Raw genomic sequence first — 22,461 nt, forward strand, 5'->3', positions numbered from 1 at the left:
GGAGAGCGATGTCCATCCGGTACAGCATCCTGGCATTGCTTCAGGAGCAGCCGCGCCATGGCTACCAATTGCGGGCGGCGTTCGAGGAGCGCACAGGAGCCGTCTGGCCGCTGAACATCGGACAGGTGTACACCACCCTGGCCCGCCTGGAGCGCGACGCCTTGGTCCGCAAAGAGGGCGACGACGGCCGCGGCCACGTGCTTTTCAGCATCACCGACGCCGGGACTGCGGAGATCCGCCGATGGTTTTCAACCGCGGTGGATCGTGGAGCTCCTCTGAGGAACGAATTGGCCATCAAGCTGGCGCTGGCCGTCACGACGGCGGGCACCGACGTCCCCGCGCTCATCCAAGCCCAACGTGAGATTTCCCTGCGGGAATTGCAGGACTACACCCAGGACCGCAAGGACTTGGCCGCCAACCAAAGGGTGACGGATACCGCCAGGCTGCTCGTCCTCGACTCCCTGATCTTCCATGCCGAGGCGGAGGCCCGCTGGCTTGATCTTTGCGACGCCAGGCTGGTCCAGCAGGCCAATGGCGCCAGCAACGGCATGATCGGAACCGTCCGCGCTACGGGAGCGCCCAACGCATAGACTGCTCCGCAAGGGAGGTGCCGACATCGGAACATTGACGAATGCCGACGTTCGGATCCGGCTGCTCGGCCCCGACGACGCCGACGCGCTGATCCGCCTGGCGGAGACGGATAACTTGTTTGACGAGGATCCTTCCGTCACGCCCTCGGGCGCGTTGACGTACGACGGCGCCCGCTCCTTTTTGGGCGACCCCGCCGTGCTGTTTTGGTTGGCTGAGCTCGGCGGCGGGTTCGTGGGATTCCTCCACTGCTGCATTCAGCGCCGTCGTAATGCCGGACCTTGGGCCGAGCTGCTCCTCATGGAAATGGGTACCCATACGGATTGGCGCCGCCGAGGCATCGGCCGGTCCCTCCTGGCCGTCATGGAGGAGTGGATGCGGGAACACGGGATGGAAGAAGTCTGGGTCCCCGCCAATCTCTATGCCACGGGCTTCTACGAAAAATGTGGTTTCGCTAAGGACGAAGGCGAAATACTCGTCAAGGCGCTGGGCTGAGTTGCGGCCCATGAGAGTATGAACGCATGAGCGATCAGGACGACACTCAACCCAGTGGCGAGAGTTTTGACGACATCCCGGTGGAGGGCACAACCTTGGACGCTGGCACGGCACAGAGCACATCGGAAGCGGGTCCCAAGGTAGAAGGCAAGCCTGGCGTCAAGAAGGGCAGCACCCTGCAGGACCTCGTCGACGAACCAGCCAAGGTCATGCGCATCGGCACCATGATCCGCCAGCTCCTCGAAGAAGTGAAAAGTGCCCCCTTGGACGAGGCAGCACGCGGGCGCCTTGCCGCCATCCACGAACGCTCCATCAAAGAGCTGGAAGAGGGCCTCGCGCCGGAACTTGTGGAAGAACTGGAGCGCATCAGCCTCCCCTTCCCCGAACACGCCACGCCCTCTGACGCCGAACTACGGATCGCGCAGGCCCAGCTTGTCGGTTGGCTCGAAGGGTTGTTCCATGGAATCCAGACCGCTATTGCTGCCCAGCAGGCAGCCCGGGAGCATGCTGTCGCCCAGCTGCAGCTTCGCCAACTGCCGCCTGGAACCATGATCGCCCCGGGCGTCGTTATCGGCGAAAATGGTGAACCGCAGCGTGCCCACCTTCCCGGCAAGGAAGCGGAACCCGGCAAACCTTCTCGCGTTCAAGACCCGGACCGACACCCGGGTCAATACCTCTGAGCGCTGGGTTGGGATTCTTTGGGGCCGTCCGACAAGGACGGAAGGATGATGCTGAACTTGGCAAAGGACTGTGGAGGCGTGCCCACGACCGATTCCATCGCGGCCTTGACCGGTATCACCAAGTGCTTGAAGGCGTAGAAGACGAACAGCTCTACGTCGAACTCGTGGCCATTGCGAACGAACTTGCGGACTTGTCGTCCAGGGTACGTGCCATCTGCGCCGAGGCCCAGCTCCGTGCGCCCAGTGATGGGCTGGACATTCCCGGATCGCTCGCGGGCGTCCATCGTGCGCTGTCCAAAGCGGGAAACTCTCTTGCCACGACGGCGGAGGCGGCCGCGATGCTGCGTCTCGCCGTCGGGCCCGTTCCTGTAGGAGCCGTTTCGGTGCGACGACGCGCTGAAGCCGTTTACGAACATGTAGACGAAGCCGAACGGCTGCTGCAGGCCGAAGCCGGCTCGTAGGCTATCGGCGGATTTAGGTGCAGACGCGTCTATTCCCACATAGCAACTATTAAGCGCCTAGCTTAGAGGCGCCGGAATCCGTAGCCACTGCGTGTGAGCGCTGGCAGGATGGAAGCCATGACTTCGTCACCGAACCTTACTTTTAACGACGGCAACTCCATTCCCCAGCTCGGCTACGGGGTGTGGCAGGTTGAGGACGATGTAGCCGAAAAGGTGGTGCGTCAGGCCTTCGACGCCGGCTACCGCCACATCGATACCGCCAAGATCTATGGCAACGAGGCAGGAGTGGGACGCGCCATCGCATCCTCCGGCCTCAAGCCCGAGGAAATCTTCATCACCACCAAGCTGTGGAATGCGGACCAGGGCTACGAGTCCACGCTCGCCGCTTTCGAAGAGTCCATGAACCGCCTCGGCCTGGAAACCCTCGACCTGTACCTGATCCACTGGATGCAGCCCAAGCAGGACAAGTTCGTCGACACCTGGAAGGCGCTCATCGAGCTCCAGAAGCGCGGACGCATCAAGTCCATCGGCGTCTCCAACTTCAGCAAGGAAGGTCTGCAGCGCCTGATCGAGGAGACCGGCGTTGTTCCGGCGATCCACCAGATCGAACTGCACCCGTTCTTCAACCAGGCAGAACTCCGGGAGTTCGCTGCGGCACGGGGCATTTTGACGCAGGCCTGGTCGCCTTTGGGCCAGGGCGGCGAGCTCCTTGAGAACGCCACGATCGCCCGGATCGCTGCCGAGCACGGCGCCACTCCGGCGCAAGTGGTTATCGCCTGGCACCTGGCGATCGGCAACGTCGTGATCCCGAAGTCCGTGACCGAGTCCCGGATCCAGGAAAACTTCGCAGCACTTGGCGTCACCTTGGATGAGGCCGACATTGAGGCCATCAACGGCCTGGACCGAGGCGCCGAAGGCCGCATCGGACCGGATCCGGCAGTCTCAGACTTCGCATAGTTCTCAACTCGCGCAGTTTCACAACTTCGCGGAGATTTACAACAGAAGGCCCCGCCCAATTGGGTGCGGGGCCTTCTGTTCTTATCGTTGGGCACAGGCCGCTCATCTTCATTCCTCAGTCGGCGAACTTTGCGCTTCGCAATGACCTTCCGGGCGCGTGGTTTGAGGCAACTGGCGTGGCTGTGCTACTTGCCGGGATGGGGCTTCTTGTCCGCGACTTCCGCCGGACGGGCCGGTTCTTGGCGCACGGGCGGCACGCAGGACGCGCAGCCACCCCAAGGCTTCTTGTTCGTCGGAGAAGTACCGGGTCGGGCAGTGCTGTGCAGGGAGTCCGTGCCTACAGCGAAGGACGCACCCCGATGGGATGCGCCCTTCGCTAGACCGTCAGGTCAGTCCTTTTTGAAGGCGTCCTTGACTTTCTCGCCGGCCTGCTTCAAATCGCCCTTGGCCTGGTCGGCCTGGCCTTCCGCCTTCAGGTTTTCGTCGCCCGTGGCGTTGCCGGCAGCTTCCTTGCCCTTGCCGCCGGCCTTCCCGGCAGCGTTCTCAATCTTGTCGCCTAGTCCCATGGTGTTTCCTCCTCTGGTTCGGCAGCCGATCGATACGGCCGTTACTCCATACTAAGCATGCTTAGGGTTTGGATTTCAAATCCAGTCCGGCTGGTCCACCCGGGCGCGGAGCGAAGCGAAGGACGAACAACAGTGTGAGGCGAAAAGATCACCGAGGCGAAAAACGTGCCGCGGAGCTCACGGCCGCCGGGCCGGGGGTTCGGGCCGCCAGGCCCCGAAGAACACAAAGAAGAATCACAACGCGGAGAACACGATGATGGCCGGGACGAGAAACAAATCGGATCACACGAAAGGCGACGGGCGCAGCCTCGAGTCCTCTTAATATGCCTGCCCAACCGCCACTAAAACTTTTCCGCTCCGGGTTCACGGCTATCGCCGGCCCATCATGCCGCACGACCTGACGGCGCGGGAAGCGAAGCGGCTGTGGCTTTCGTCCGGCCGGTTGGGATGCGGCGCCGCAGGTTTGCTCAGAGGACTTTCACGGGTATGAGGTCGTAGGTATTGTCGCAGCCTCCGCGCGGCGCGGTGTGCTCTATCCCGTACAGATGGTCGGAGATGGAATGGTCGGGCTTGGCCGCGACGATGCGGATCCGGGGGAGCGGCACCGCAGCGTTGTCGGGCTGGACGAACGGCGGAGTCTGAGGAACCATCAACCGTCCGGAGCTGTCGCGGGTGACCTTCACCGGATCACAGCGGTCGCTGACTCCGAAGCAGGCGGAGACAGTCGTGCCGCCAGGGAGGCCGGAGAGATCAAGCTCGACCGGGCCCAGGTTGACGAAGCCGACGGCGGGACAGGCTTCCGGGGTGCAGCCCGACGCAGCAAGAGCAAGCACCACCGCCGGAAGCATCGCCAACATTAGTCCTGGAAGTCCCCTGGTCTTCATGGCGTCAGCGTAACGCTGTCGGAGAGGAAACAGCAGGGCCTCTCACCTGGGCGGGGGGTGCACGGCATCATGGGGGCCGGTGGCGGCCGAACCTGGCGAATGAGGGGCTTTTAACCGGCCTAGACCCTAGGCGGTTGCGCTAGAATTATGTACATGACAACCCTTCCCGTTGCAGAGGCCCGGTCGCATTTCTCGCGGATCGTGGAACAGGCATCGTCCACGCATGAACGGTTCGAAATCACCCGGAACGGCGCACGTGCCGCGGTCCTCTTGGGCGCCGACGATTACGACGCCATGATCGAAACGGTGGCGGTATTGTCCGACGCGAAACTCGTCAAGGATATTGGCAAGGGGTTGAGGGAACTGGCTGGCGGAGAAACCTTCACCATCGACGAGGTCAAGGCGGACATGCGCACGACCAAGCACGGGGCGTGAGCCCTCGTTATGAGGTCAGATTCTCAAAGTCGGCGAAGCGGGCTCTAACCCATGACCTGCCAGAGAAGGTTGCAGCTGCGGCCTTTGAGTTCATCACGGGCGCCCTGAGTGAGAACCCTCAACGCGTGGGCAAGCAGTTGCACGAGCCGCTGTTCCCCTTGTATTCGGCCAGGCGGGGAGAGTACCGCGTCATCTACCGGATCGTGGAGGACGTCGTACTGATCGAGATCGTCTCGATCGCGCATCGCCGCGACGCCTATCGATAGGACGAACTTGCGGCTTCCCGAAAGGCCGAATGCAAGCACATCCGCCTCGATAGGCCTTTGAGCCCAAATGCAAGGACCGAGCGATCTTTACCAGGACTGCCCGACGACAACTGCCGGTCATGTCCCTGGGATCCATGCCGAGGCGGTATTGCCAACCACTCGTGACCCGCGCACAATCGGCAAGTGAGATTCGATGGAGTTCTCCCCGAAGACGCACCTGACCCGCGCCTCGAGCATGCCAGGCGTCTGGAGCTGATGCCGATCCTCATCATGGGACTGGTGCCGCAGCCATCGCTGGAAGATCCGGACTTGCTTGGCATCCAGTACGGGCAGGATTCCCGCGGATACAACGAGATGTCGGCTAGCATCACCTACACGCTGTGGCGCAACCCCGCTGACCGATCCGACCCGATAAATCTGGCCGAGCTCGACGAGCAGACGCGACGGTCGATCGAAGACGTTCCGCCTTGGCCGCGACCGGCCTGGCTGGTTGAAGGGGTCGAACGCATGCGATACCCCCAGCTCTGGGAGGCCGTGCGGACCACGTGGCACCGCGAGGCTTCCGACCGCTCGTCCCCGGCCCGGGTGCTGGCCGAACATATGAACCATATCCTCATCAATCGCTACCGGCGCGAGTGGCTGGGAGGCATTGCCTGGGACCGTAAGGCAGGGGACCTAAGAAGTCGTCCAGCCAACCGCGAGGTAAACGTATGGATTGACGGCGTCGAAGCGCAGGGGGTGGAGATCGACACGGACCCCCTCGTGTACGGGGTTGGCGCGTCCTTCGGACAGGGCGGCGTTGTGACGGCGGTGCTCCCACGCGACGAGCTCGGCTACATACGCATTGAATTCGCGAAACGCCCTTAGGCTGTGGGGACATCCACAGCAAGGGGATCAGGATGAAGCTTCCATGCACTTTGGCCGCCGTCGCCGTGCTGCTCGGGTTGGCCCTTTCCGGGTGCCAGGCTGCAGCCGGGCAGCCCGAACCGGAACCGACCTCATCGGCGCCCAGCCCGTCGTCGGCCGAGCTTGAGGCCATCGTCCAGACCGCCGTCGAGGATCGTAACGGCACCGTTCTCGACACCCCGCAGGCCCCGCGCCTCGCCGACAGGCAGACGACGGCCGCCTACCGGGCCAAGCGTGGTCGGGACCTGCCGGTGGTGGAGCGTTCGAAGGCTCGATTCAGGTCATTAGGCTTCTGGTATACGTCCTTTACGACAAAGGTCACTGTTGAGTCGATCGAGGTGACCGGTTCGAAGGCGATCGTCCATTTCAAGGAACAGACCGAGGAATACCTTGCCTCGGCGGCGAACGGGCCGAGCCGCGTCCCGTCGGGCTACTCGGTATCGCAGAACGCGACGTTCCGGGCATCCGCGGACGGATGGCAGCTCGACAGCATCGACCCTTCCGAGCATGGAGGCGGTTTGCCGGTGTCCATCGTCGAGGGCTGAGAATGGAGCTGCCCCTGGTCCTCGGGCGGAGCATGCTCGATCCAGCGATGAGCTCCTTGACCGGACCTTCGTGCAAGGCCAAGTACACATCGTCCCGGATCTGGTTGGCCTGTGTATCGGTCATGGTCCGGGCGAGAGGGCGAAGCACCACGCGTATCAAGGCGTTGGCCTGACCGTCGCGGATGCGGAGCCGCTCCCGCGCAGCCGGTGTAGGGGTGAACTGCGGGAACCGCGCGCCATTGCGCCTCCGGAAGCACCGCCTGAACGAGGGAAGCGGCCATTTCCTGCAGGTCGCCGGAGTCGAGGTCCTCCTGCGAGCTGACGCGCCACAAGTCGACCTGGTGGGGAGTTCCCACGTGGGTGCGGTCGATGGAATCGCGCCGGTAGACAAGACCGGGAATGACCCAGAGCTCTTCGTTGGATTCGTCTGGATCCAACTCCCGCAGCAGAGACGGGATGGACGCCGAAGTATGGCTGCGGAGCATCACTGTTGGACTGACGTAGCGGGAGTATCTCTGATCCCGGGTCACGTCCGATTCGTTGAACCCCAGGCGGTCGTAGTTGTCGGCCACGCTCACCAGCGGGCTGTGTCGAACGATCCGTTCGGGCACACCCCATTTGCTGCCGAGCGTGTGGATGACGCCCTGCAAGAGTGCCTGCATTGCATGATGCCCGCCGTCGGGATTTGAGAGATCCCGGATGGTCAAAGCGTCGTTGAGTTCTGAGGGACTGAGATAAGCCGGCATTGCTGGTCCTTATGTCCCGACCCTGATCGTCGAAGTCAGCGCTTCGCGCAGCTACAAACCGAGGTCTTTGAGCGCAGTGACCCAGTTGTGGGCGATCGCGTTCTGGGCCGCTGACAGGGTGACCTTGTGAGCACAGATGGCCCTGTGCAGAGTGTTCTCCACCGCGTCTTTCGGGTTCGTTGTGCCCGTGGCGCTCGCCTTGTTCGGCTCAGGCCACAGATTCGATACGGCGTTGGTGCCTCCGAGCTCCAGGCTGATCAGGTGATCGTACTCCGTGGTCTTCACTGCGACCTGACCGTATTCGCGCAGGCTCTCGGCCTTCACCTTGTTCGTGTCCGAAGCGGGCGGGCGGACCGTGGCCGTGTAGCCGCTCGTGCAGATGGTTGAATCGATGTTCTCTTGGGTAACTGCTGGATCTGCTGCCCCTGGAGTGCAGGCCGGGTCCGGCAGGTACTCGCCGGACGCCGCGTCGATCACCTTGGCCGAGCACTGTCCGGCGGCAAGCTGCTCGTCGGTAGCGACGACGCCGGGGGAGTGGATGGACTTCACGGCTGCCGCCGCCGCACCCGAGGGTGCGCTACCAGCCGCCGCAACTGCCGGGGGAACTGCTGGCGACGCGGACTTGGTCATCGCTTCGGCGGCGGGGTGGGTTCCCTGCTGGCATCCGGTGAGGGCCAATGCGGCAAAGAGGAATGCGGCGCGGAGGGAGAGGCGATTGCGGAAGTTCATGACCCTCAGGTGTTCGGGAGCTCGGAAGTCTGTCCCACGGAAAGAGGAAAGACGAGCGGAAGCCGGTAGCTCCCGCCCATCTTTTCTATCCTGTTGCCTGGACTTCGGAGCGCCCGGCGCGCCGGGCAGGCAGCGTGAGAGATGCAAGGAGCGCGCTGTCTCCGCGGTCCATCAGTTTCGCGGGGGCACAGGGTCAAGCGCGACAAGGGACGGATGTGCGCCGCCGACGCCGGCAGCTTTGCCGTCCAGAAGGTTCTTCGTCCCGTGGGCAATGAATCGGACCACGTTCTCCCCGACGGCGGACCCGTCCGCTTGGCCGATAGCGCAAGCCAGTTTTTCGAGCGTGCCAGTGACTGACTGGCGTGCGTACCGCTCCTCAAGACCCCAGGACACTCCTTCGGTGACCAGGTCCTCGACCGTCAGGGACGGCTGGAAGGCGCGGTCGTTGACGTGAAGTGACATGTTCAGCTGGCCGTTGGGCGCAAGTGCGTGGGTGGAGACGTCGTAGAGCGGCGCGATGGTGACGGCCCCGTCGTCGGTCCGGAGGGTGGCGAAGTTTTTGGCGTGAGCGTCGGTGTTGCCCACTGCGGTATTGAAGGCAGTGTGCGCAAGCAGCATCTCGCGGTCATCGGGTCCGGCGTCGAAGATGTCGCGGCGGCGTCGCAGCAGGCCGGCCAGACTCCGCAGGTTCGCGGCGGGATTGACGCCTTCGAACTTGCTGTCGGTGTCCCAGGGCAGACCCAGAGCCTGGGCGCCGTCTTCCTGGTGGATGCGTTCGACGCCGCGGCCGGAGACCCGGCGGTCGTAACGCTCCAGGACAAGGACGGTCCGGCCCGCGAAGGTGCGCACGTCGCTGGCAAAAGTGGTCAGCCCGATCCGGCGGGACAGTTCCAGGCAGTAGGCCTCGGCGTGCAGTGCCTGTTCGTTACCTGCGGCCACCGGTTTGATGATGTGTGTGGAGGCGGCGCCGTCGACCCCGGCGTGCCACGCCCCGTCGAGCAGGGCAAGGGTGGTCTTGGGCTGGTATCCGGCCAGCGAACCGCCGCCGCCGACGGCGCCCAGGGCGTAGTCGTTGATCAGTGTCAGCCGTTCGGCGATCTGCTCGTCGGTCAGGGGTTTATAGGATTCTGCCGGTTCACCGGGGTCTCCGCCGATCCGGATCGCGCCGGCGACGTCCCGGCCGGCATAGGAGACCAGGGCGTAGACGTCGTCGCGGCTGGCCTGGGCCTGTCTGGCCAGATTGGACCGGCCAGAGCCTTCCGGCAGCAGTCCGCCGAAGAACGCAGTCGCGGCGTCGGGCGTTGAGGTCCGGGGTCCAAGCGGCAGATTGGCGGAGAGGATCCGCGAGCCGATCCCGAACCGGGCCATCCCGGCCTCGGAGGACTCGAATGTCACCGTGTTGGCACCGGCACGGATCATGCTGCCGATGACGGTGCCGTAGAGGTGGACATCCTGGGCCTCAGCCACGGTTGCGGTCCCGGAAGGTCAGTTCGATCCCGAGCTTCTCCATGACAGCGAAGAACTGGTCATTGAGGACTTTGGGCTTTCCGGTCTCCAGTTCGGAGAGGTACCGCTGGCTGACCCCAAGCCGTGCGGCCAGATCGCGCTGGGAGAGCCCGGTGCGCTGCCGTATGCCGTAGACCATCAGGCCCAGGTCCGAAACAGACTTCATGATGCCGTGCATTCGACCACCTTGATGAGCTACTCGTAATCCAAACCATTTGACTACCTTTTCGTAATCATAGCATGGTGATTACGAAAAGGTAATCAACCCGTCGTCGATTCGCACTCGTGCCCGGGCCGTGGAGGCAGCCGTGGAGTTAAGAAGTAAGCCCCGCTCATTCCAACGGAATGGCGGGGCTTTTCGAGCTTCCTATCAGAATCGAACTGATGACCTTTTCATTACGAGTGAAACGCTCTACCGACTGAGCTAAGGAAGCACCGCGTTATCGTCCGGGTACCGGCTGAATCACGCAAGATACAACTGTAATAGAGTCACCTCGTCCGGGTCAAAACAGCCCCGCGCGGAGCTCCCGTGGCGCCGTTGTTTCGGAATTCACCCGCTCGTCGCGCCGGGTTCAGGCCGTCGTCGCGGACCGGGGGCAAGCTGGGCGGACTAACGTGGCCGCACGATTTCGGTCATCAACCAGCGAAGGGGCGCCATGAGCATGGACAGCGGCAAGAGGATCAACGCGGACGACGCCGGGGCGCACCGTGCGCAGCGGCTCCGGCTTGCTGTCTTGGACATGGTGGGCACCACGATTACCGACGAAGGCCGTACCGAGCGCGCGATGTCCCTCGCCCTGCAGGAGACCGGCGTCGAGCCTGGTTCGCCCCGTTTCGAAAGCATGCTCGGCTACGCCCGGGACACCATGGGCTTTTCGAAGTTGACCGTTTTCAGCCATCTTTTTGAAGAAGCTCAACGCGCTGAGAGCGCCAACAAGGCCTTCGAACGCGCCTACGACGATCTGATTGCCGACGGCGGCATCCGGGCTATTCCAGGCGCCGAGGAAACCATCGACTGGTTGCGGGACTCCGGCGTGAAAGTCTGTCTGGCCACGGGATTCGGCCGGCACACCCAGAACATGGTGCTTGAGTCGCTGGGCTGGATGGGGAAGGCGGATCTCAGCTTGTGCCCCGCCGACGCAGGCCGCGGTCGCCCTTACCCGGACATGATTCTCACGGCCGTGTTGGCCCTTGACCTGGATGATGTCCGCGAGGTCGTCGTGGTGGGGGACACGAGCTCGGATATGTTGTCCGGCGTTCGTTCCGGCGCCTCCGCCGTGGTGGGTGTGCTTACTGGCTTCCACTCCGAGGCGGCTTTGCGCGCGGCCGGGGCCACCGCCGTCGTGCCCTCAGTCAAGTACCTTCCCGCGCTGCTGGAGCCCCGCGCGGCACGGCTCTAGCGCCGGCTCCTCAACGATCTACCACTTGCCACCCTTGCCGGACCGACCGGTGGCAGCTCTTGCCGACGTGCTGGTGCATGGGTTGCGGTGTCGGCCGCCAGCTGAAGCGTTGGTCATGGTTCAATGTGCCGTTGCGCGTGGCGACATAACCGTGGAGTTCCTACGCGGCAAGCTGCCCGGCAACCGGAACGGCCGGGCGAGGGACGTCTTGGATCTCGTGCGCCGCAGAGCCGATTCCCTCCTTGAACCACTGGCGGCCATGCACTTCCAGCAGACTGGAATCGCTTTCGTGCAGCAGGTGGAACTGCCCGGGGTCGGGGAGGTTGATTTCGTCGTCGAGCGCTTCTTGATCGTTGAGCTGGACGGCAAGACGCACTTCGAACCCCGGGCCATCAAGAGGGATCGGCGCCGGGACAACACTTCTGTTGCCGGCGGCTTCACTGTGTTGAGGTACTTCTACGAGGACGTTGTTCACTGCCCGGAGGCCATGGTCGCGGAAGTGCAGGCCGCCATCCGGGCTACGCGTCAACAAATGACCACTTGGCCCAACAGTCAGCACATAGTCCCGTCCGAAGGCACCTTTCCATCCACGAAGTAGTTGTCGACGGCGTCGGACACGCATTGGTTGGAGCGGCCGTAGGCGGTGTGGCCTTCGCCCTTCCACGTCACGAGGGAAGCGTTGCCGAGTTGTTTCCGAAGCGAACCAGCCCAGGCGACAGGCGTCGCGGGATCCCCGGTGGTGCCAACAACCACAATCGGCGCCGTGCCTGTGTACTTGACGGGAGCCGGCGTATGCACCGGCTTGTAGGGCCAGTCCTTGCAGTTGATGCCGCCGTAGGCGAAGTAGTAGCCGAAGGTGGGGGAGAGCTGCTTCAGCCGGGCTTCCTCGGAACGCATCCCGGCGGTGTCCGTGACCATGGGGTAGTCAAGGCAGTTGATGGCGTTGAACGCGAACGTGGTGTTTGACGTATAGGTGCCGTTCGGGTCCCTGTCCGCGCCGAAGTCGGCAATCCGAAGCATGAGTGACACGTCGCCCTTGAACGCGGCCACCAACGCCTGGGTCAGGACAGGCCACGATTCGTTGTCGTAGAGCGGGGTGAAAATGCCGCTGACAAAGGTCGCTCCGGTGACCAGCCGGCCGTCCTTGGCGCGCTTGGGATTTTGCTCGACGTCGGCAATGAGGTCCTGGATCTGCTGGACGCCGTTATCGACGCTGCCGGTCATGGGGCATCCGGACTTTGCCTGGCAATCCGCCACATAAGTGCGGAGCTCCTTTTCGAACGCCTCTGCCTGCCCCGCGGTGAGGTCTTCGTTGTTGAGGGACGGATCCACTGCGCCGTCCAAAGCAAGCTTGCCGACGTTGTTCGGGAACAAGGACGCATAGGTGGCGCCGAGCGAGGTTCCGTAGGAGAAGCCGAGGTAGTTGAGTTTTGCGTCGTTCAGCACTGCGCGGAGGATGTCCATGTCCTTGGCGGAGCTGGCGGTGTCAATGTGCGGCAGTGCGGGCCCGGATTTTTCCACGCACTTGGCATTGATGGCCTTCGTGTCGGCCAGTGCCGCGGCGATGCCCTGGTCAGTGTCATAGTTGTAGACCTTCTCGCGGGAAGCGTCCCGCTCGGCATCGCTGAGGCACGTCACCGGTGCCGACCGCTTGACGCCGCGCGGGTCGAAGCCCACCAGGTCGAAGCTGGACCGCAGCTTGCTGGTGAAGTGCGTCTTCGCCGCATCCCTGACGAAGTCATAGCCTGAAGCGCCGGGGCCGCCGGGATTCACCAGCAGCGAGCCTTTCTTCGGGCCCTGGCTCTTGAGCCGGATCGCCGCGATGGAGATGCTGTCACCATCGGGTTTGGCATAGTCAACCGGCACTTTGATGTTGGCGCACTGGAATCCCTGCTCACAGGACGTCCAGTTCACCTTTTGGGAGTAGAAGCTCTCCAGTCCTGCCGGCGCCGCGGCCGCGATGGACGCGTCGGGGCTGCTGACGTTGCCGCCGCCGGACCCGTTGCTGGCGCCATCGTTGGGCACCGGTACCGAGAACACGCAGCCGCTCAGCAGCAGGCTGGCGGAGACCGTGGCAGCGACTGCCGCTGCCGCCCGCCGCAGTGAGGGGAACCGTGTCCTGGAACTGGACCCGGCGGGCCGGCGTCGTGCGGGGGTCATGCGTTTCTCCTCAGGCTGGGGAAGCGTGCTGTACTTCTAAACTATCCGGCTATTGCTGAATCAGGCCGCTCGCCATGGATTCGACGGCCAACAGCGGTGCCACGTTGGTCGTGGTGATCCGCACGCGCGCCTTGTTGATGGCATCCATTCGCGCCAAGGTGATTTCAGGCGTGGAGCCGGCCGCGTAGGCCTCCAGTTCGCTCCTGAGCTCAACGTTGACCAACTCCACAGCGTTCCCCAGTTGGATGACCAGGACGTCCCGGTAGAAGGACAGCAGATCGGTCAGCGTGCGGTCGAGGGAATCTGTGATGGAGCGCTTGGCACGCCGTTTCTGGTCGTCTTCAAGCTGCCTCACCTGGCTGCGCATCGACGGCGGCAGGGTGCCCGACTCCGGAGCGCCCAGGCTCGCGAGCAGGGCGACCTTCTCGGCGGCGTCACGTTCGTCGTTGGAGCTGTTGGCTTCATCGGTCGCGATCTTGACCAGCTTTTCGGCCATCATCACGGCTGCGGTGACTCCCCGCAGGCCCAGCGGGAACCGGACGGTCTCCATCCTGCGCTCCCTGGCCTCCGGATCGCGGGCCAGCCGACGCGCAATTCCGATGTGGCTTTGGGCAGCGCGGGCGGCCCGGTCAGCAATGGCGGGGTCGACGCCGTCGCGCCTCACCAGCAGGGCGGCGACGTCGGCGGCCGGCGGAATCCGGAGGCTTACTGGGCGGCAGCGCGAACGGATGGTGACCAGCACATCCGCGGGCGACGGCGCGCACAGCATCCAGATGGTCCGGGGCGTGGGTTCCTCGATGGCCTTGAGGAGTACGTTGGTGGTGCGTTCGGCCATGCGGTCCGCGTCCTCCACCACAATGATGCGCCAACGGCCCGACGCCGGCCGGTCGCCGGCCTTGGACACCAGCTGGCGGGCTTCTTCGATGGTGATGGTGACTTTCTCGGTGCGGACAAAGGTCACGTCTGAGTGGGTCTCGCCGAGGATGGTCCGGCAGGATGCGCATTCGCCGCAGCCTCGAAGTGCGACATCGTCCTGCTCACAGTTCAAGGCCGCCGCGAATGCCTTGGCCGCGTTGGAGCGGCCCGAACCCGGCGGTCCGGTGAACAACCACGCGTGCGTGAGGCCTTCGCCTTGGGCGGCCGCCCGCAATTGTGCGACGACGGGCGCCTGGCCCTGGAGCTCGTCCCAGACGCTCACGTGCGGCTCCCGAGCAAGTCCTGCACGCGCCGGAGGATCTGCGCGGCGAGGCCCTCAATGGCATCCTTGGCGGGCAGCACGAGGTACGTCTCCGGGTGGGCCTCCGCGAGTTCCAGGAACGCCGCACGGATGCGGGCGTGGAAATCGTCCGGTTCCGACTCGAGGCGGTCCTCGGCGGCGTCTCCGGCAGTTCTGCGGTCCCGGCCATCGCCCGGGTGGACGTCGAGGAGTACTGTCAGGTCCGGTTCGAGTCCTTCGGTGGCCCATTCGTTGAGCCGCCTGACGTCCACGGTCCCGAGGTCCCTGCCGGCACCTTGGTAGGCGACGGAGGAGTCTATATAGCGGTCCGTGATCACCACTGAACCCTGTGCCAAGGCCGGGCGGATGACCTGGCTTGCGTGGGCTGCCCGGGAGGCTGCGAACATGAGGGCTTCGGTCCTGGGATCAATGGTGCCGTGGCCGTGGTCCAGCACCAGGGAACGCAGCTTCTCGCCGATCGGCGTGCCCCCGGGCTCGCGGGTGCGCAGTACGGAAAAGCCGAGCGATTCGAGCGACTCGGCCAGGCGGGCGGCCTGCGTGGACTTGCCGGCCCCGTCTCCGCCCTCGAAGGCGATGAAGAGTCCTGGGCGCTGGTCCGGCATGGGGCTCTGGTCCTGCTTGAGGCGCTGCGTAGTCACGGATCTAAGCGTACAGAGGAACACTGACACTGCCCGACGACGCCGCTCGCCGACCCGCGCGGGACGCACCCTGCCGCTCGGCGAGACCCAGCCGTAACACCTTTCCAGCGCCCGCTCCCCGCGCCGTAGGCTGGAGAAATGAGTCTTTCCCGAGAGCATGCCGCAGATCTGTCCCCTGACACTGTGGTGGTGGCGGCAGGCCGTCCCGAACGTTGCCATGACCAACCCGTCAACCCGCCGATCGTTTTGTCCTCCACGTATTTCGGTACGGGAGCATTGAGCGACGGCGACCGCGGCTACGGGCGCTATGCGAACCCCACGTGGGATCCGTTCGAGGAAGCACTGGCCCAGCTGGAGGGCGCCGAGCTGCCCGGCTTGCTCTACGCCTCGGGCTTGGCCGCAGTGAGCTCCGCGTTGTCGCTCGTGCCGGCCGGCGGGGTGCTCGTCATGCCCACGCACAGCTACGCAGGATCGCTCGTCATGGCCACCGAACTCGCGGCCAAGGGCATCCTTGAGTTGCGGACCGTTGACATCGCGGACACCGACGCCGTCAAGGCCCAGCTCGCCCCCGCGGATGGAAGACCCGCCAGCATGCTGTGGATTGAAAGCCCCACCAACCCCATGCTCGGCATTGCCGACGTACATGCCCTCGCCACCGCTGCCCATGAGGCCGGCGCCATCGTGGTCACGGACAACACCTTCTCCACCCCGCTTGTTCAGCAGCCCCTCAGCCTGGGTTCCGACGTCGTGCTCCATTCGGTGACCAAATACCTGGCTGGACACTCCGACGTAGTACTCGGCGCCTTGGTTACCTCGAATGCGGAGCTGCGCGCGGAACTCCTCCACCACCGCATCATCCATGGCGGCATCGCGGGTCCTTTCGAGGCCTGGCTCGCGCTCCGGGGCCTGCGCACGCTGGCACTCCGGATCGAGCGCTCGCAAGCTTCTGCCGCAACGTTGGCCGAGCGGCTGAGTACCCACCCGCGCGTCGAGTCCGTGCGTTTCCCGGGTCTGCCTGACGACCCCGGCCACGAACGGGCCAAGTCCCAGATGAAGGGCTTCGGCTCCATCCTGTGCATCCAGTTGGCCGGAGACGGAACCCGCAGCGGTGCCGACGCAGCGGATCAACTGGTTCGTGCATTGCGGTTGTGGATCCCGGCGACGTCGCTGGGCGGGGTCGAGTCCCTCATCGAACGCCGACGCCGGCACACCGCCGAGCCGCACAGCGTGCCGGACAACCTGGTCAGGATGAGCGTTGGGATCGAGAACGTCGAAGACCTCTGGGCGGATGTGGAGCAAGCACTCAAGTCGCTTGACCGCTAGGCTTGAGGGCGTGGACGGAAAAATTTTGATTTCATACATCCAGAATGGGATTTGGTTCATTCTGGGACTGGTTGCCTTCGCTTTGGAGCTGTGGGCGCTGGTCGATTGCCTGCGCCACAAGCCCTCGTCCTTCGAAGCCGCATCCAAGCGCACCAAGACGTTCTGGCTGGCCCTGACCGGCGTCGCCGCGGTGATCGGCGGCCTTTCCGTCCTCGGTGGCGGCGGTGGCTTTGGCCTCTTTGGCATCGCCGCCGTCACCGCGGCGTGTGTCTACTTGGCGGACGTCCGTCCCGCGGTGAGAGAAATCGGCAACAGCGGCCGCAACCAGGGGCCGTACGGTCCCTGGTAATCCCCACCGGCCCCCTAAGCTCGCAAGTCCCCACCGGCTCCCAGCCTTCGCAAGCTCAGGCCGGGGCCCTCGCCGGTGTGACCCCACGCTCAGGGAACCCTGCCGGCGTGGGCCCCAGGCTTTAGGGCCGGAGCCACGGCTGACCAGTCGACGGTAAGTTCCCCCAGACGCCAGCGCGACGTTCCGTCCTGAAGGGGCCAACCGGCGTCGCGCATTGATTGGCACATGGCGGTCCACCGCTGCTTGCTGCCAAAGGACGCAAGCGGTGCGGCCTCCAACCAGGCCTGGTCCAGCGCATTCAGGAAAGCATGAATGCGTTCCCCAGGGATGTTGCGGTGGATGAGTGCCTTCGGGAGGCGTTCGGCCACGTCGGAGGGCAGTTCGAAACCGCCGAACCGCATGGACAGGCTCAGGCTCAACGGTCCGTTCGGATCCAACGCAACCCACGTCACCCTGCGGCCGATTTCGTCACACGTGCCGTCGATGAACAATCCCTGCGGAGCCAGCCGCGACTGAACCAGCGACCAGATCCCGGCCACATCCGATTCCTCGTATTGCCGCAGTACATTGAAGGCCCTCACCAACACGGGATTGCCTGGAACGGGAACCTCGAAACCGCCCACGTGGAAGCTGAGCCCGGGCCTTTCCAGGGATTTCGCGATACTGACGCGCTCGGGTTCGATCTCGATCCCGCACACGCGGACGTCGGGGCGGACTGCCTGCAGCCTTTCGAAGAGTTCGACGGCGGTGGCCGGGGAAGCGCCGTAGCCCAGATCCACTACCAAGGGGTCGACGGCGGAGCGGAGCCGCCATGCCTGCGGGCCCGCCAACCAGCGGTCCAGGCGGCGCATGCGGTTGGGATTCGTGGTGCCCCTGGTGATGTTGCCGACGGGTTTGCCGCGTCCTCCCTGGACCCGCTCTGCTTTTTGCACCACCCTCCCACTTTATCCTCCAACGCGGGGTCACTTACGGCCCATCCGGCGCCCAAACACCGGCGCTAAGTGACCCCGCGTTGCGGTCAAAGGGTCATGGCGTAACGCCCGGCAACGGCAAGGCCTGATCGCTTAGGATGAAAACCATGACTTACAAGCTGATTCTGCTGCGCCACGGCCACAGCGACTGGAACGCCAAGAACCTGTTCACCGGCTGGGTGGACGTCGACCTGAACGACCAAGGCCGCGAGGAAGCAGCGCGCGGCGGAGAGCTCCTGGTCGAGAACAACGTTCTCCCGGACATCCTGTACACCTCCCTGCTCAAGCGGGCTATCAACACCGCGAACATTTCCCTGGACAAGGCCGACCGCGGCTGGATTCCGGTCAAGCGTGACTGGCGCCTCAACGAGCGCCACTACGGCGCGCTGCAGGGCAAGGACAAAGCCCAGACCCTGGCCGAATTCGGTGAAGCGCAGTTCATGGAATGGCGCCGCAGCTACGACACCCCGCCGCCCGCCCTTTCCGATGACAGCGAGTTCTCCCAAGTGAACGACGTGCGCTATGCGGGCCTCGGCGACGCCCTGCCGCGCACCGAGTGCCTCAAGGACGTCCTCGTACGTCTCCTGCCGTACTGGGAATCCGACATCAAGGAAGACCTCAAGGCCGGCAAGACAGTCATGGTCACGGCCCACGGCAATTCCCTGCGCGCCCTCGTCAAGCACCTGGACGGCATCAGCGACGAAGACATAACCGGTCTGAACATCCCCACGGGCATCCCGTTGGTCTACGAGCTGGACGAGAACTTCCAGCCGATCAACCCCGGCGGAACCTACCTCGACCCCGAGGCCGCGGCAGAATCCATCAAGGCTGTAGCTGCCCAAGGCAAGAAATAAGCTCTTGAGAAACGACGCCGGCCGGCCCACCGCGAGGTGGGCCGGCCGGCGTCGTTGTTAGTTATGACTGGTTAGAAGCCTTCCGGCTGCCATTCACCGGTGACCAAGTAGGTCACCTTGCGGGCAACGGAAACGCCGTGGTCGGCGAAACGCTCGAAGTAGCGGCTGGCGAGGGCCACATCCACAGTGGTAGCGGCAGTCTCGGCCCACGCGGGATCGGCGATTGCCCTGAAGACGCTCAGGTGCAGATCGTCAACCCGGATGTTGAGCTTGAGGATGTCCCGGGCGACTTCCAGGTCGCGAGACTCCAAGAGCAGGGTGACCTTCTGGATGATTTCGAGGTCGAGGCGGGCCATGTCCTTGAACGTTGCCGTCAGCTGCTCGGGGATGACGGTGGCCGGGTAGCGCAAACGGGCCAGCTGGGCCACGTGCCGGGCGAGGTCACCCATGCGCTCCAGGGATGCGCTCATCCGCAGGGAGCCGACAATCATCCGGAGATCGCTTGCCACGGGGCCCTGGAGGGCCAGGATGTCGATGGCCCGTTCGTCGAGGCCGTTCTGCAGGAAGTCGATGCGGGCATCGGCGGCAATGACGTCCTGGGCGAGATCGACGTCAGCGCCTTCGAATGCGGTGGTCGCGTTCTGGATCGCCTCAGTGACCAGCTTTGAGATCTCGATGAGGTCCTCACCGACCTGGATGAGCTCCTCCTGAAAAACCTTGCGCACGGTGGCGTCCTCTCCTTGGAAATCTCCTCCGCACCCTTCTGGCGGCGCGAAAATCATCACAGCTAACTACGGTCCAACTAGTAAGGGTGGCAGTGGTCAATGAACGATTGCGCACCTTTAGGTGAACGTTAGCTGAACCGGGGCCGTTTGGTGACCGTTCCATATTTTGCAGTGTTTTGAGCGCATAAGCTAGATCCGTGGATCCAGTGCTCATCGGTGTCATCGCAGGTCTAGTCGGCCTGTCGTGCGGCGTCTTTGGCGTGCTCGCGTTCAGGCTCAGTGAACGGCAACGAAAGATCGTGGATCTGGACGTCACCGAGCCGCTGCTTCCGGAGGGAGCCGCGGAGGTGCTGTCCGTCGTCGGGCGCGCTTTCGTCGTGGTGGACGCGATCGACGGCGTCGTCCGGGCCAGTCCCGCGGCCTACGCATACGGCCTCGTGAGGGGCCACACGGTGGTGCACAAGCAGTTGCTGGACATGACGGCAAAGGTGCGGCGCGACGGCGTGATCCTGGAAGAGACTTTCGAGTTGCCCCGCGGTCCCCTGGGTAAGGGAACCATCGTGGTGCAGGTGCGGGCAGCCATGCTCGGATGGGAATATATCGTCCTGCTGGCCGATGACCGTACCGAAATCACCCGCACCGAAGAGATCCGCAACGACTTCGTGGCGAACGTCTCGCACGAACTTAAGACGCCAGTGGGCGCTATCTCCCTGCTGGCTGAGGCGCTTGAAGCGAGCCCGGACGACGAAGAAGCCGTGCGTCGCTTCGCGAAGCGCATGCACAAGGAATCGACACGACTCGCCGCGCTGGTCCAGGACATTATTGAGCTGTCCCGGCTTCAGGGCGCCAACGTCGCACAGCAAGGGCACGCCGTGGACATCAATACGGTGGTCGCCGAGGCCGTGGACCGTTCTCAGCTCCCGGCCGAGCTCAAGAACATCAAGATCGTCGTCGGCGGACGCTCGGAAACAATGGTTTTCGGCGACCAGGACCTTTTGGTGACCGCCTTGCGGAACCTGATCGACAACGCCATCCGTTATTCGCCGGAGAACACCCGTGTGGGAGTGGGGGTCCGCGCCAAAGAGGGCGTGGTGGCCATTTCAGTCACTGACCAGGGTGAGGGTCTCAGCCCGGAGGACCAGGAACGCATCTTCGAACGCTTCTACCGCGTGGATGCGGCGAGGTCCCGGCAGACCGGGGGAACAGGCCTGGGCCTGAGTATCGTCAAGCACGTGGTGTCCAACCACGGCGGCGAGGTCACCGTCTGGTCCCAGCCAGGCCAAGGTTCCACTTTCACCATCCGCCTTCCGGAAATGGAAGGCCAGGAGGACGACGCCGGGGCGAAGCCCCGAAACGTGATTCAAACGACGGGCGCCGTACGCGCCCTAGAGCAAGGAGCTGGCGCTTGAGCAGGATTCTGATCGTGGAGGACGAAGAGTCGTTCAGCGACCCCCTGTCCTACCTATTGGGCAAGGAAGGCTTCGATGTCCAAGTGGTGGACAACGGCAGTGACGCCTTGGTGGAGTTCGACCGCAACGGGGCCGACCTCGTGCTGCTGGACTTGCAGCTTCCGGGGACCCCTGGCACCGAGGTTTGCAGGCAACTGCGCCAGCGTTCCAGCGTCCCGGTCATCATGCTGACGGCCAAGGACTCGGAAATCGACAAGGTGGTTGGCCTGGAGCTCGGCGCGGACGACTATGTCACCAAGCCGTACTCCTCCAGGGAACTCGTGGCGCGCGTGCGTGCTGTGCTGCGCCGGCAAGGGGAGCCGGAGGAACTCATCACATCCACTGTGCAGGCCGGTCCGGTGCGCATGGACATCGAGCGGCATGTAGTGAGCGTCAACGGCGAACAGGTATCGCTTCCGCTGAAGGAATTCGAACTCCTTGAGATGCTCCTCCGCAATTCGGGCCGGGTGCTTACCCGCGGGCAGCTGATCGACCGCGTATGGGGCTCCGACTACGTGGGCGACACCAAGACCTTGGACGTCCATGTGAAGCGCTTGCGCAGCAAGATCGAGCCGGACCCCTCGGTTCCCCGCTACCTCGTCACTGTGAGGGGCCTGGGCTACAAGTTCGAGCCGTAGGAAGCCGCACGGCCAGAGCAACTTGCAAGGGCAACGACGAAAAGGAAGGGCTCCCGTGGCGGGAGCCCTTCCTTTTGTCTTCGTGGACCCGGCTGGTTCCGACGGGAGCGGCGCAGGCCGCCGGCCGCCTAGTGGCCAGTGGCGCTCGTGCTCGGCGTCGGGGTCGCGCTGCTGCTTGAACCGGTGGAACCGCTGCTTGGGGTGGCGGAACCGCTGACCGAAGGGCTCGGAGAAGCGGAAGGCGTGGGGAGGTACTTCGCGTATTCCTTCAACGAAGCATCCAGGACCGGGAACTGCACGGCCCGGGAATCGGAGCCGGTCTTGATGGTCACGGAAGCCGTGGAACCCGGGGCTCCGCCGCTCGTGCTCAGAACGGCGGCGTCGGTGGTCTCGTTGAGGTAGGTCTGGGACTTGGCCTTGACCGGAATGGTCGCCAGTGACCCGCCCGCGCCACTGATGGTGAGGGTTGCATCGCTCGAGGAGGTGTTGAACACGGCACCAATGACGCGTCCCGGCTTGTTGGCATCCGTGGAGACGATGAGCATGTTGCGCAGCTGAAGCGGACCGAGGTCTTCCCTGACGCCGTCAGACGGAGAATACTGCTCGTTGGTCTGCTGGGGGTTGATATAGCCACAGCCGGTCACGGACAAGAGACCGATGCTGATGGCGGCCGCCGCCATCGCCAGTTTGCCGCGCTGGACACGGTTCATCGCAGTAATGCGCACGACACGTACTCCTCTAAGAGTCATTGGAACACTTTTCAGCCATAGCCTATCGGCAAACTAGCAGGAACAAGGATTCCGATCACCATTGTGGCGGCCCTCCGGAAGGAGTAGGGTCATCCGGAACGCTGTGTCCTATGCACTTTTATGCCCTCCCGTCAAGGGGGCGCCGGAGGGCCGAAAAGGCCATTTTCCGCGTATTTACTGGGCTCGGGACCCCTTTCCGTGCCAA

General features: G+C 64.0%; 28 protein-coding genes and 1 tRNA gene. 16 read left to right on the top strand and 13 right to left on the bottom strand.

Translation table 11 applies throughout. The features are described 5' to 3' along the window. The first annotated feature begins 8 nt into the window (after positions 1 to 8). The 5 genes from AB4Z38_RS03540 to AB4Z38_RS03560 all read left to right on the top strand — a co-directional run bounded on the left by AB4Z38_RS03540 (position 9) and on the right by AB4Z38_RS03560 (position 3,181). Positions 9 to 590, top strand: a complete 582-nt coding sequence (locus AB4Z38_RS03540) for a PadR family transcriptional regulator (protein WP_441428428.1) — start codon at positions 9 to 11, stop codon at positions 588 to 590. A gap of 34 nt (positions 591 to 624) precedes the next feature. After that, on the top strand, positions 625 to 1,083 hold the full coding sequence (locus AB4Z38_RS03545; protein ID WP_441428429.1) for a GNAT family N-acetyltransferase: 459 nt from the start codon (positions 625 to 627) through the stop codon (positions 1,081 to 1,083). A gap of 26 nt (positions 1,084 to 1,109) precedes the next feature. Beyond that, positions 1,110 to 1,763 carry a bacterial proteasome activator family protein gene (locus tag AB4Z38_RS03550; RefSeq protein WP_441428430.1) on the top strand — a complete coding sequence of 218 codons (654 nt, stop codon included), beginning with the start codon at positions 1,110 to 1,112 and terminating at the stop codon, positions 1,761 to 1,763. A gap of 8 nt (positions 1,764 to 1,771) precedes the next feature. Continuing rightward, on the top strand, positions 1,772 to 2,224 hold the full coding sequence (locus tag AB4Z38_RS03555; protein WP_441428431.1) for a hypothetical protein: 453 nt from the start codon (positions 1,772 to 1,774) through the stop codon (positions 2,222 to 2,224). Between the two features lie 117 nt (positions 2,225 to 2,341). Further along, positions 2,342 to 3,181 (top strand): aldo/keto reductase, encoded by an 840-nt coding sequence (locus tag AB4Z38_RS03560; protein WP_441428432.1) that lies wholly within the window; start codon positions 2,342 to 2,344, stop codon positions 3,179 to 3,181. 389 nt (positions 3,182 to 3,570) lie between these two features. Here the strand turns inward: AB4Z38_RS03560 and AB4Z38_RS03565 are convergent, their stop codons facing one another. Together AB4Z38_RS03565 and AB4Z38_RS03570 are read right to left on the bottom strand one after the other, a co-directional pair. Then, complete coding sequence (locus AB4Z38_RS03565) at positions 3,571 to 3,747, bottom strand: CsbD family protein (protein ID WP_441428433.1); 177 nt, start codon at positions 3,745 to 3,747, stop codon at positions 3,571 to 3,573. Positions 3,748 to 4,214: 467 nt separating this feature from the next. After that, positions 4,215 to 4,631: a hypothetical protein gene (locus AB4Z38_RS03570; RefSeq protein ID WP_441428434.1), complete on the bottom strand. Its 417-nt coding sequence runs from the start codon at positions 4,629 to 4,631 to the stop codon at positions 4,215 to 4,217. Between the two features lie 153 nt (positions 4,632 to 4,784). Between AB4Z38_RS03570 and AB4Z38_RS03575 the strand changes: the two genes are divergently transcribed. The 4 genes from AB4Z38_RS03575 (at position 4,785) to AB4Z38_RS03590 (ending at position 6,783) form a co-directional block, all read left to right on the top strand. Continuing rightward, positions 4,785 to 5,066 (top strand): type II toxin-antitoxin system Phd/YefM family antitoxin, encoded by a 282-nt coding sequence (locus AB4Z38_RS03575; protein WP_441428435.1) that lies wholly within the window; start codon positions 4,785 to 4,787, stop codon positions 5,064 to 5,066. Next, positions 5,063 to 5,332, top strand: coding sequence for a type II toxin-antitoxin system RelE family toxin (locus tag AB4Z38_RS03580; protein ID WP_441428436.1), 270 nt, complete (start codon positions 5,063 to 5,065; stop codon positions 5,330 to 5,332). The genes AB4Z38_RS03575 and AB4Z38_RS03580 overlap by 4 nt, the downstream gene beginning before the upstream one ends. A 183-nt stretch (positions 5,333 to 5,515) precedes the next feature. Beyond that, positions 5,516 to 6,199 (top strand): hypothetical protein, encoded by a 684-nt coding sequence (locus AB4Z38_RS03585; protein ID WP_441428437.1) that lies wholly within the window; start codon positions 5,516 to 5,518, stop codon positions 6,197 to 6,199. Positions 6,200 to 6,231: 32 nt separating this feature from the next. Then, on the top strand, positions 6,232 to 6,783 hold the full coding sequence (locus AB4Z38_RS03590) for a hypothetical protein (RefSeq protein WP_441428438.1): 552 nt from the start codon (positions 6,232 to 6,234) through the stop codon (positions 6,781 to 6,783). On the opposite strand, the gene AB4Z38_RS03595 is transcribed toward AB4Z38_RS03590, so the two are convergent. From AB4Z38_RS03595 to AB4Z38_RS03615, 5 genes are all read right to left on the bottom strand, one after another. Continuing rightward, positions 6,669 to 7,529 (bottom strand): tRNA ligase subunit PheS family protein, encoded by an 861-nt coding sequence (locus AB4Z38_RS03595; RefSeq protein WP_441428439.1) that lies wholly within the window; start codon positions 7,527 to 7,529, stop codon positions 6,669 to 6,671. The genes AB4Z38_RS03590 and AB4Z38_RS03595 overlap by 115 nt on opposite strands. 51 nt (positions 7,530 to 7,580) lie before the next feature. Beyond that, positions 7,581 to 8,258, bottom strand: a complete 678-nt coding sequence (locus AB4Z38_RS03600) for a hypothetical protein (RefSeq protein WP_441428440.1) — start codon at positions 8,256 to 8,258, stop codon at positions 7,581 to 7,583. 171 nt (positions 8,259 to 8,429) lie between these two features. Further along, on the bottom strand, positions 8,430 to 9,725 hold the full coding sequence (locus AB4Z38_RS03605) for a type II toxin-antitoxin system HipA family toxin (RefSeq protein WP_441428441.1): 1,296 nt from the start codon (positions 9,723 to 9,725) through the stop codon (positions 8,430 to 8,432). Next, positions 9,718 to 9,942, bottom strand: coding sequence for a helix-turn-helix domain-containing protein (locus AB4Z38_RS03610; protein ID WP_404503081.1), 225 nt, complete (start codon positions 9,940 to 9,942; stop codon positions 9,718 to 9,720). Before AB4Z38_RS03610 ends, AB4Z38_RS03605 begins: the two co-directional genes overlap by 8 nt. A 183-nt stretch (positions 9,943 to 10,125) precedes the next feature. Then, a tRNA-Thr gene (locus AB4Z38_RS03615) sits at positions 10,126 to 10,198 on the bottom strand. A 222-nt stretch (positions 10,199 to 10,420) separates the two neighbouring features. On the opposite strand from AB4Z38_RS03615, the gene AB4Z38_RS03620 reads away from it, so the two are divergent. Both AB4Z38_RS03620 and AB4Z38_RS03625 read left to right on the top strand, forming a co-directional pair. Next, a complete protein-coding gene (locus tag AB4Z38_RS03620) occupies positions 10,421 to 11,164 on the top strand; it encodes an HAD-IA family hydrolase (protein WP_441428442.1) in 744 nt (247 codons plus the stop codon). Positions 11,165 to 11,279: 115 nt separating this feature from the next. Continuing rightward, positions 11,280 to 11,762 carry an endonuclease domain-containing protein gene (locus AB4Z38_RS03625; protein ID WP_441428443.1) on the top strand — a complete coding sequence of 161 codons (483 nt, stop codon included), beginning with the start codon at positions 11,280 to 11,282 and terminating at the stop codon, positions 11,760 to 11,762. Here AB4Z38_RS03625 and AB4Z38_RS03630 read toward each other — a convergent pair. From AB4Z38_RS03630 to tmk, 3 genes are read right to left on the bottom strand one after another with little or no spacing between them, the layout of a single operon-like run. Beyond that, positions 11,717 to 13,324, bottom strand: a complete 1,608-nt coding sequence (locus tag AB4Z38_RS03630) for an alpha/beta hydrolase (RefSeq protein ID WP_441428444.1) — start codon at positions 13,322 to 13,324, stop codon at positions 11,717 to 11,719. The genes AB4Z38_RS03625 and AB4Z38_RS03630 overlap by 46 nt on opposite strands. Positions 13,325 to 13,373: 49 nt before the next feature. After that, complete coding sequence (locus AB4Z38_RS03635) at positions 13,374 to 14,522, bottom strand: DNA polymerase III subunit delta' (protein ID WP_441428445.1); 1,149 nt, start codon at positions 14,520 to 14,522, stop codon at positions 13,374 to 13,376. Beyond that, the gene (gene tmk, locus AB4Z38_RS03640; RefSeq protein WP_441428462.1) at positions 14,519 to 15,163 is read right to left on the bottom strand and encodes a dTMP kinase; all 645 of its coding nucleotides are present in this window, start codon (positions 15,161 to 15,163) and stop codon (positions 14,519 to 14,521) included. The genes AB4Z38_RS03635 and tmk overlap by 4 nt, the downstream gene beginning before the upstream one ends. A 174-nt stretch (positions 15,164 to 15,337) precedes the next feature. On the opposite strand from tmk, the gene AB4Z38_RS03645 reads away from it, so the two are divergent. Further along, positions 15,338 to 16,522, top strand: coding sequence for a trans-sulfuration enzyme family protein (locus tag AB4Z38_RS03645; protein ID WP_441428446.1), 1,185 nt, complete (start codon positions 15,338 to 15,340; stop codon positions 16,520 to 16,522). Between the two features lie 10 nt (positions 16,523 to 16,532). Beyond that, a complete protein-coding gene (locus AB4Z38_RS03650) occupies positions 16,533 to 16,871 on the top strand; it encodes a DUF2516 family protein (protein WP_441428447.1) in 339 nt (112 codons plus the stop codon). Between the two features lie 89 nt (positions 16,872 to 16,960). Here the strand turns inward: AB4Z38_RS03650 and AB4Z38_RS03655 are convergent, their stop codons facing one another. Then, on the bottom strand, positions 16,961 to 17,806 hold the full coding sequence (locus tag AB4Z38_RS03655) for a class I SAM-dependent methyltransferase (protein ID WP_441428448.1): 846 nt from the start codon (positions 17,804 to 17,806) through the stop codon (positions 16,961 to 16,963). 143 nt (positions 17,807 to 17,949) lie between these two features. On the opposite strand from AB4Z38_RS03655, the gene AB4Z38_RS03660 reads away from it, so the two are divergent. After that, positions 17,950 to 18,696 (top strand): phosphoglyceromutase, encoded by a 747-nt coding sequence (locus AB4Z38_RS03660; protein ID WP_441428449.1) that lies wholly within the window; start codon positions 17,950 to 17,952, stop codon positions 18,694 to 18,696. A gap of 71 nt (positions 18,697 to 18,767) precedes the next feature. On the opposite strand, the gene phoU is transcribed toward AB4Z38_RS03660, so the two are convergent. Next, positions 18,768 to 19,421 (bottom strand): phosphate signaling complex protein PhoU, encoded by a 654-nt coding sequence (gene phoU, locus AB4Z38_RS03665; RefSeq protein WP_284753411.1) that lies wholly within the window; start codon positions 19,419 to 19,421, stop codon positions 18,768 to 18,770. Between the two features lie 206 nt (positions 19,422 to 19,627). On the opposite strand from phoU, the gene AB4Z38_RS03670 reads away from it, so the two are divergent. Then, entirely contained in the window at positions 19,628 to 20,830 is a 1,203-nt protein-coding gene (locus AB4Z38_RS03670; RefSeq protein WP_441428463.1) for a sensor histidine kinase, read from the top strand. Further along, entirely contained in the window at positions 20,827 to 21,507 is a 681-nt protein-coding gene (locus AB4Z38_RS03675) for a response regulator transcription factor (RefSeq protein ID WP_059388662.1), read from the top strand. The genes AB4Z38_RS03670 and AB4Z38_RS03675 overlap by 4 nt, the downstream gene beginning before the upstream one ends. 128 nt (positions 21,508 to 21,635) lie before the next feature. Here the strand turns inward: AB4Z38_RS03675 and AB4Z38_RS03680 are convergent, their stop codons facing one another. Beyond that, a complete protein-coding gene (locus AB4Z38_RS03680; RefSeq protein WP_441428464.1) occupies positions 21,636 to 22,217 on the bottom strand; it encodes a hypothetical protein in 582 nt (193 codons plus the stop codon). Between the last annotated feature and the right edge of the window lie 244 nt (positions 22,218 to 22,461).

The organism is Arthrobacter sp. 2RAF6, from assembly GCF_052115205.1.
GTDB lineage: Bacteria > Actinomycetota > Actinomycetes > Actinomycetales > Micrococcaceae > Arthrobacter.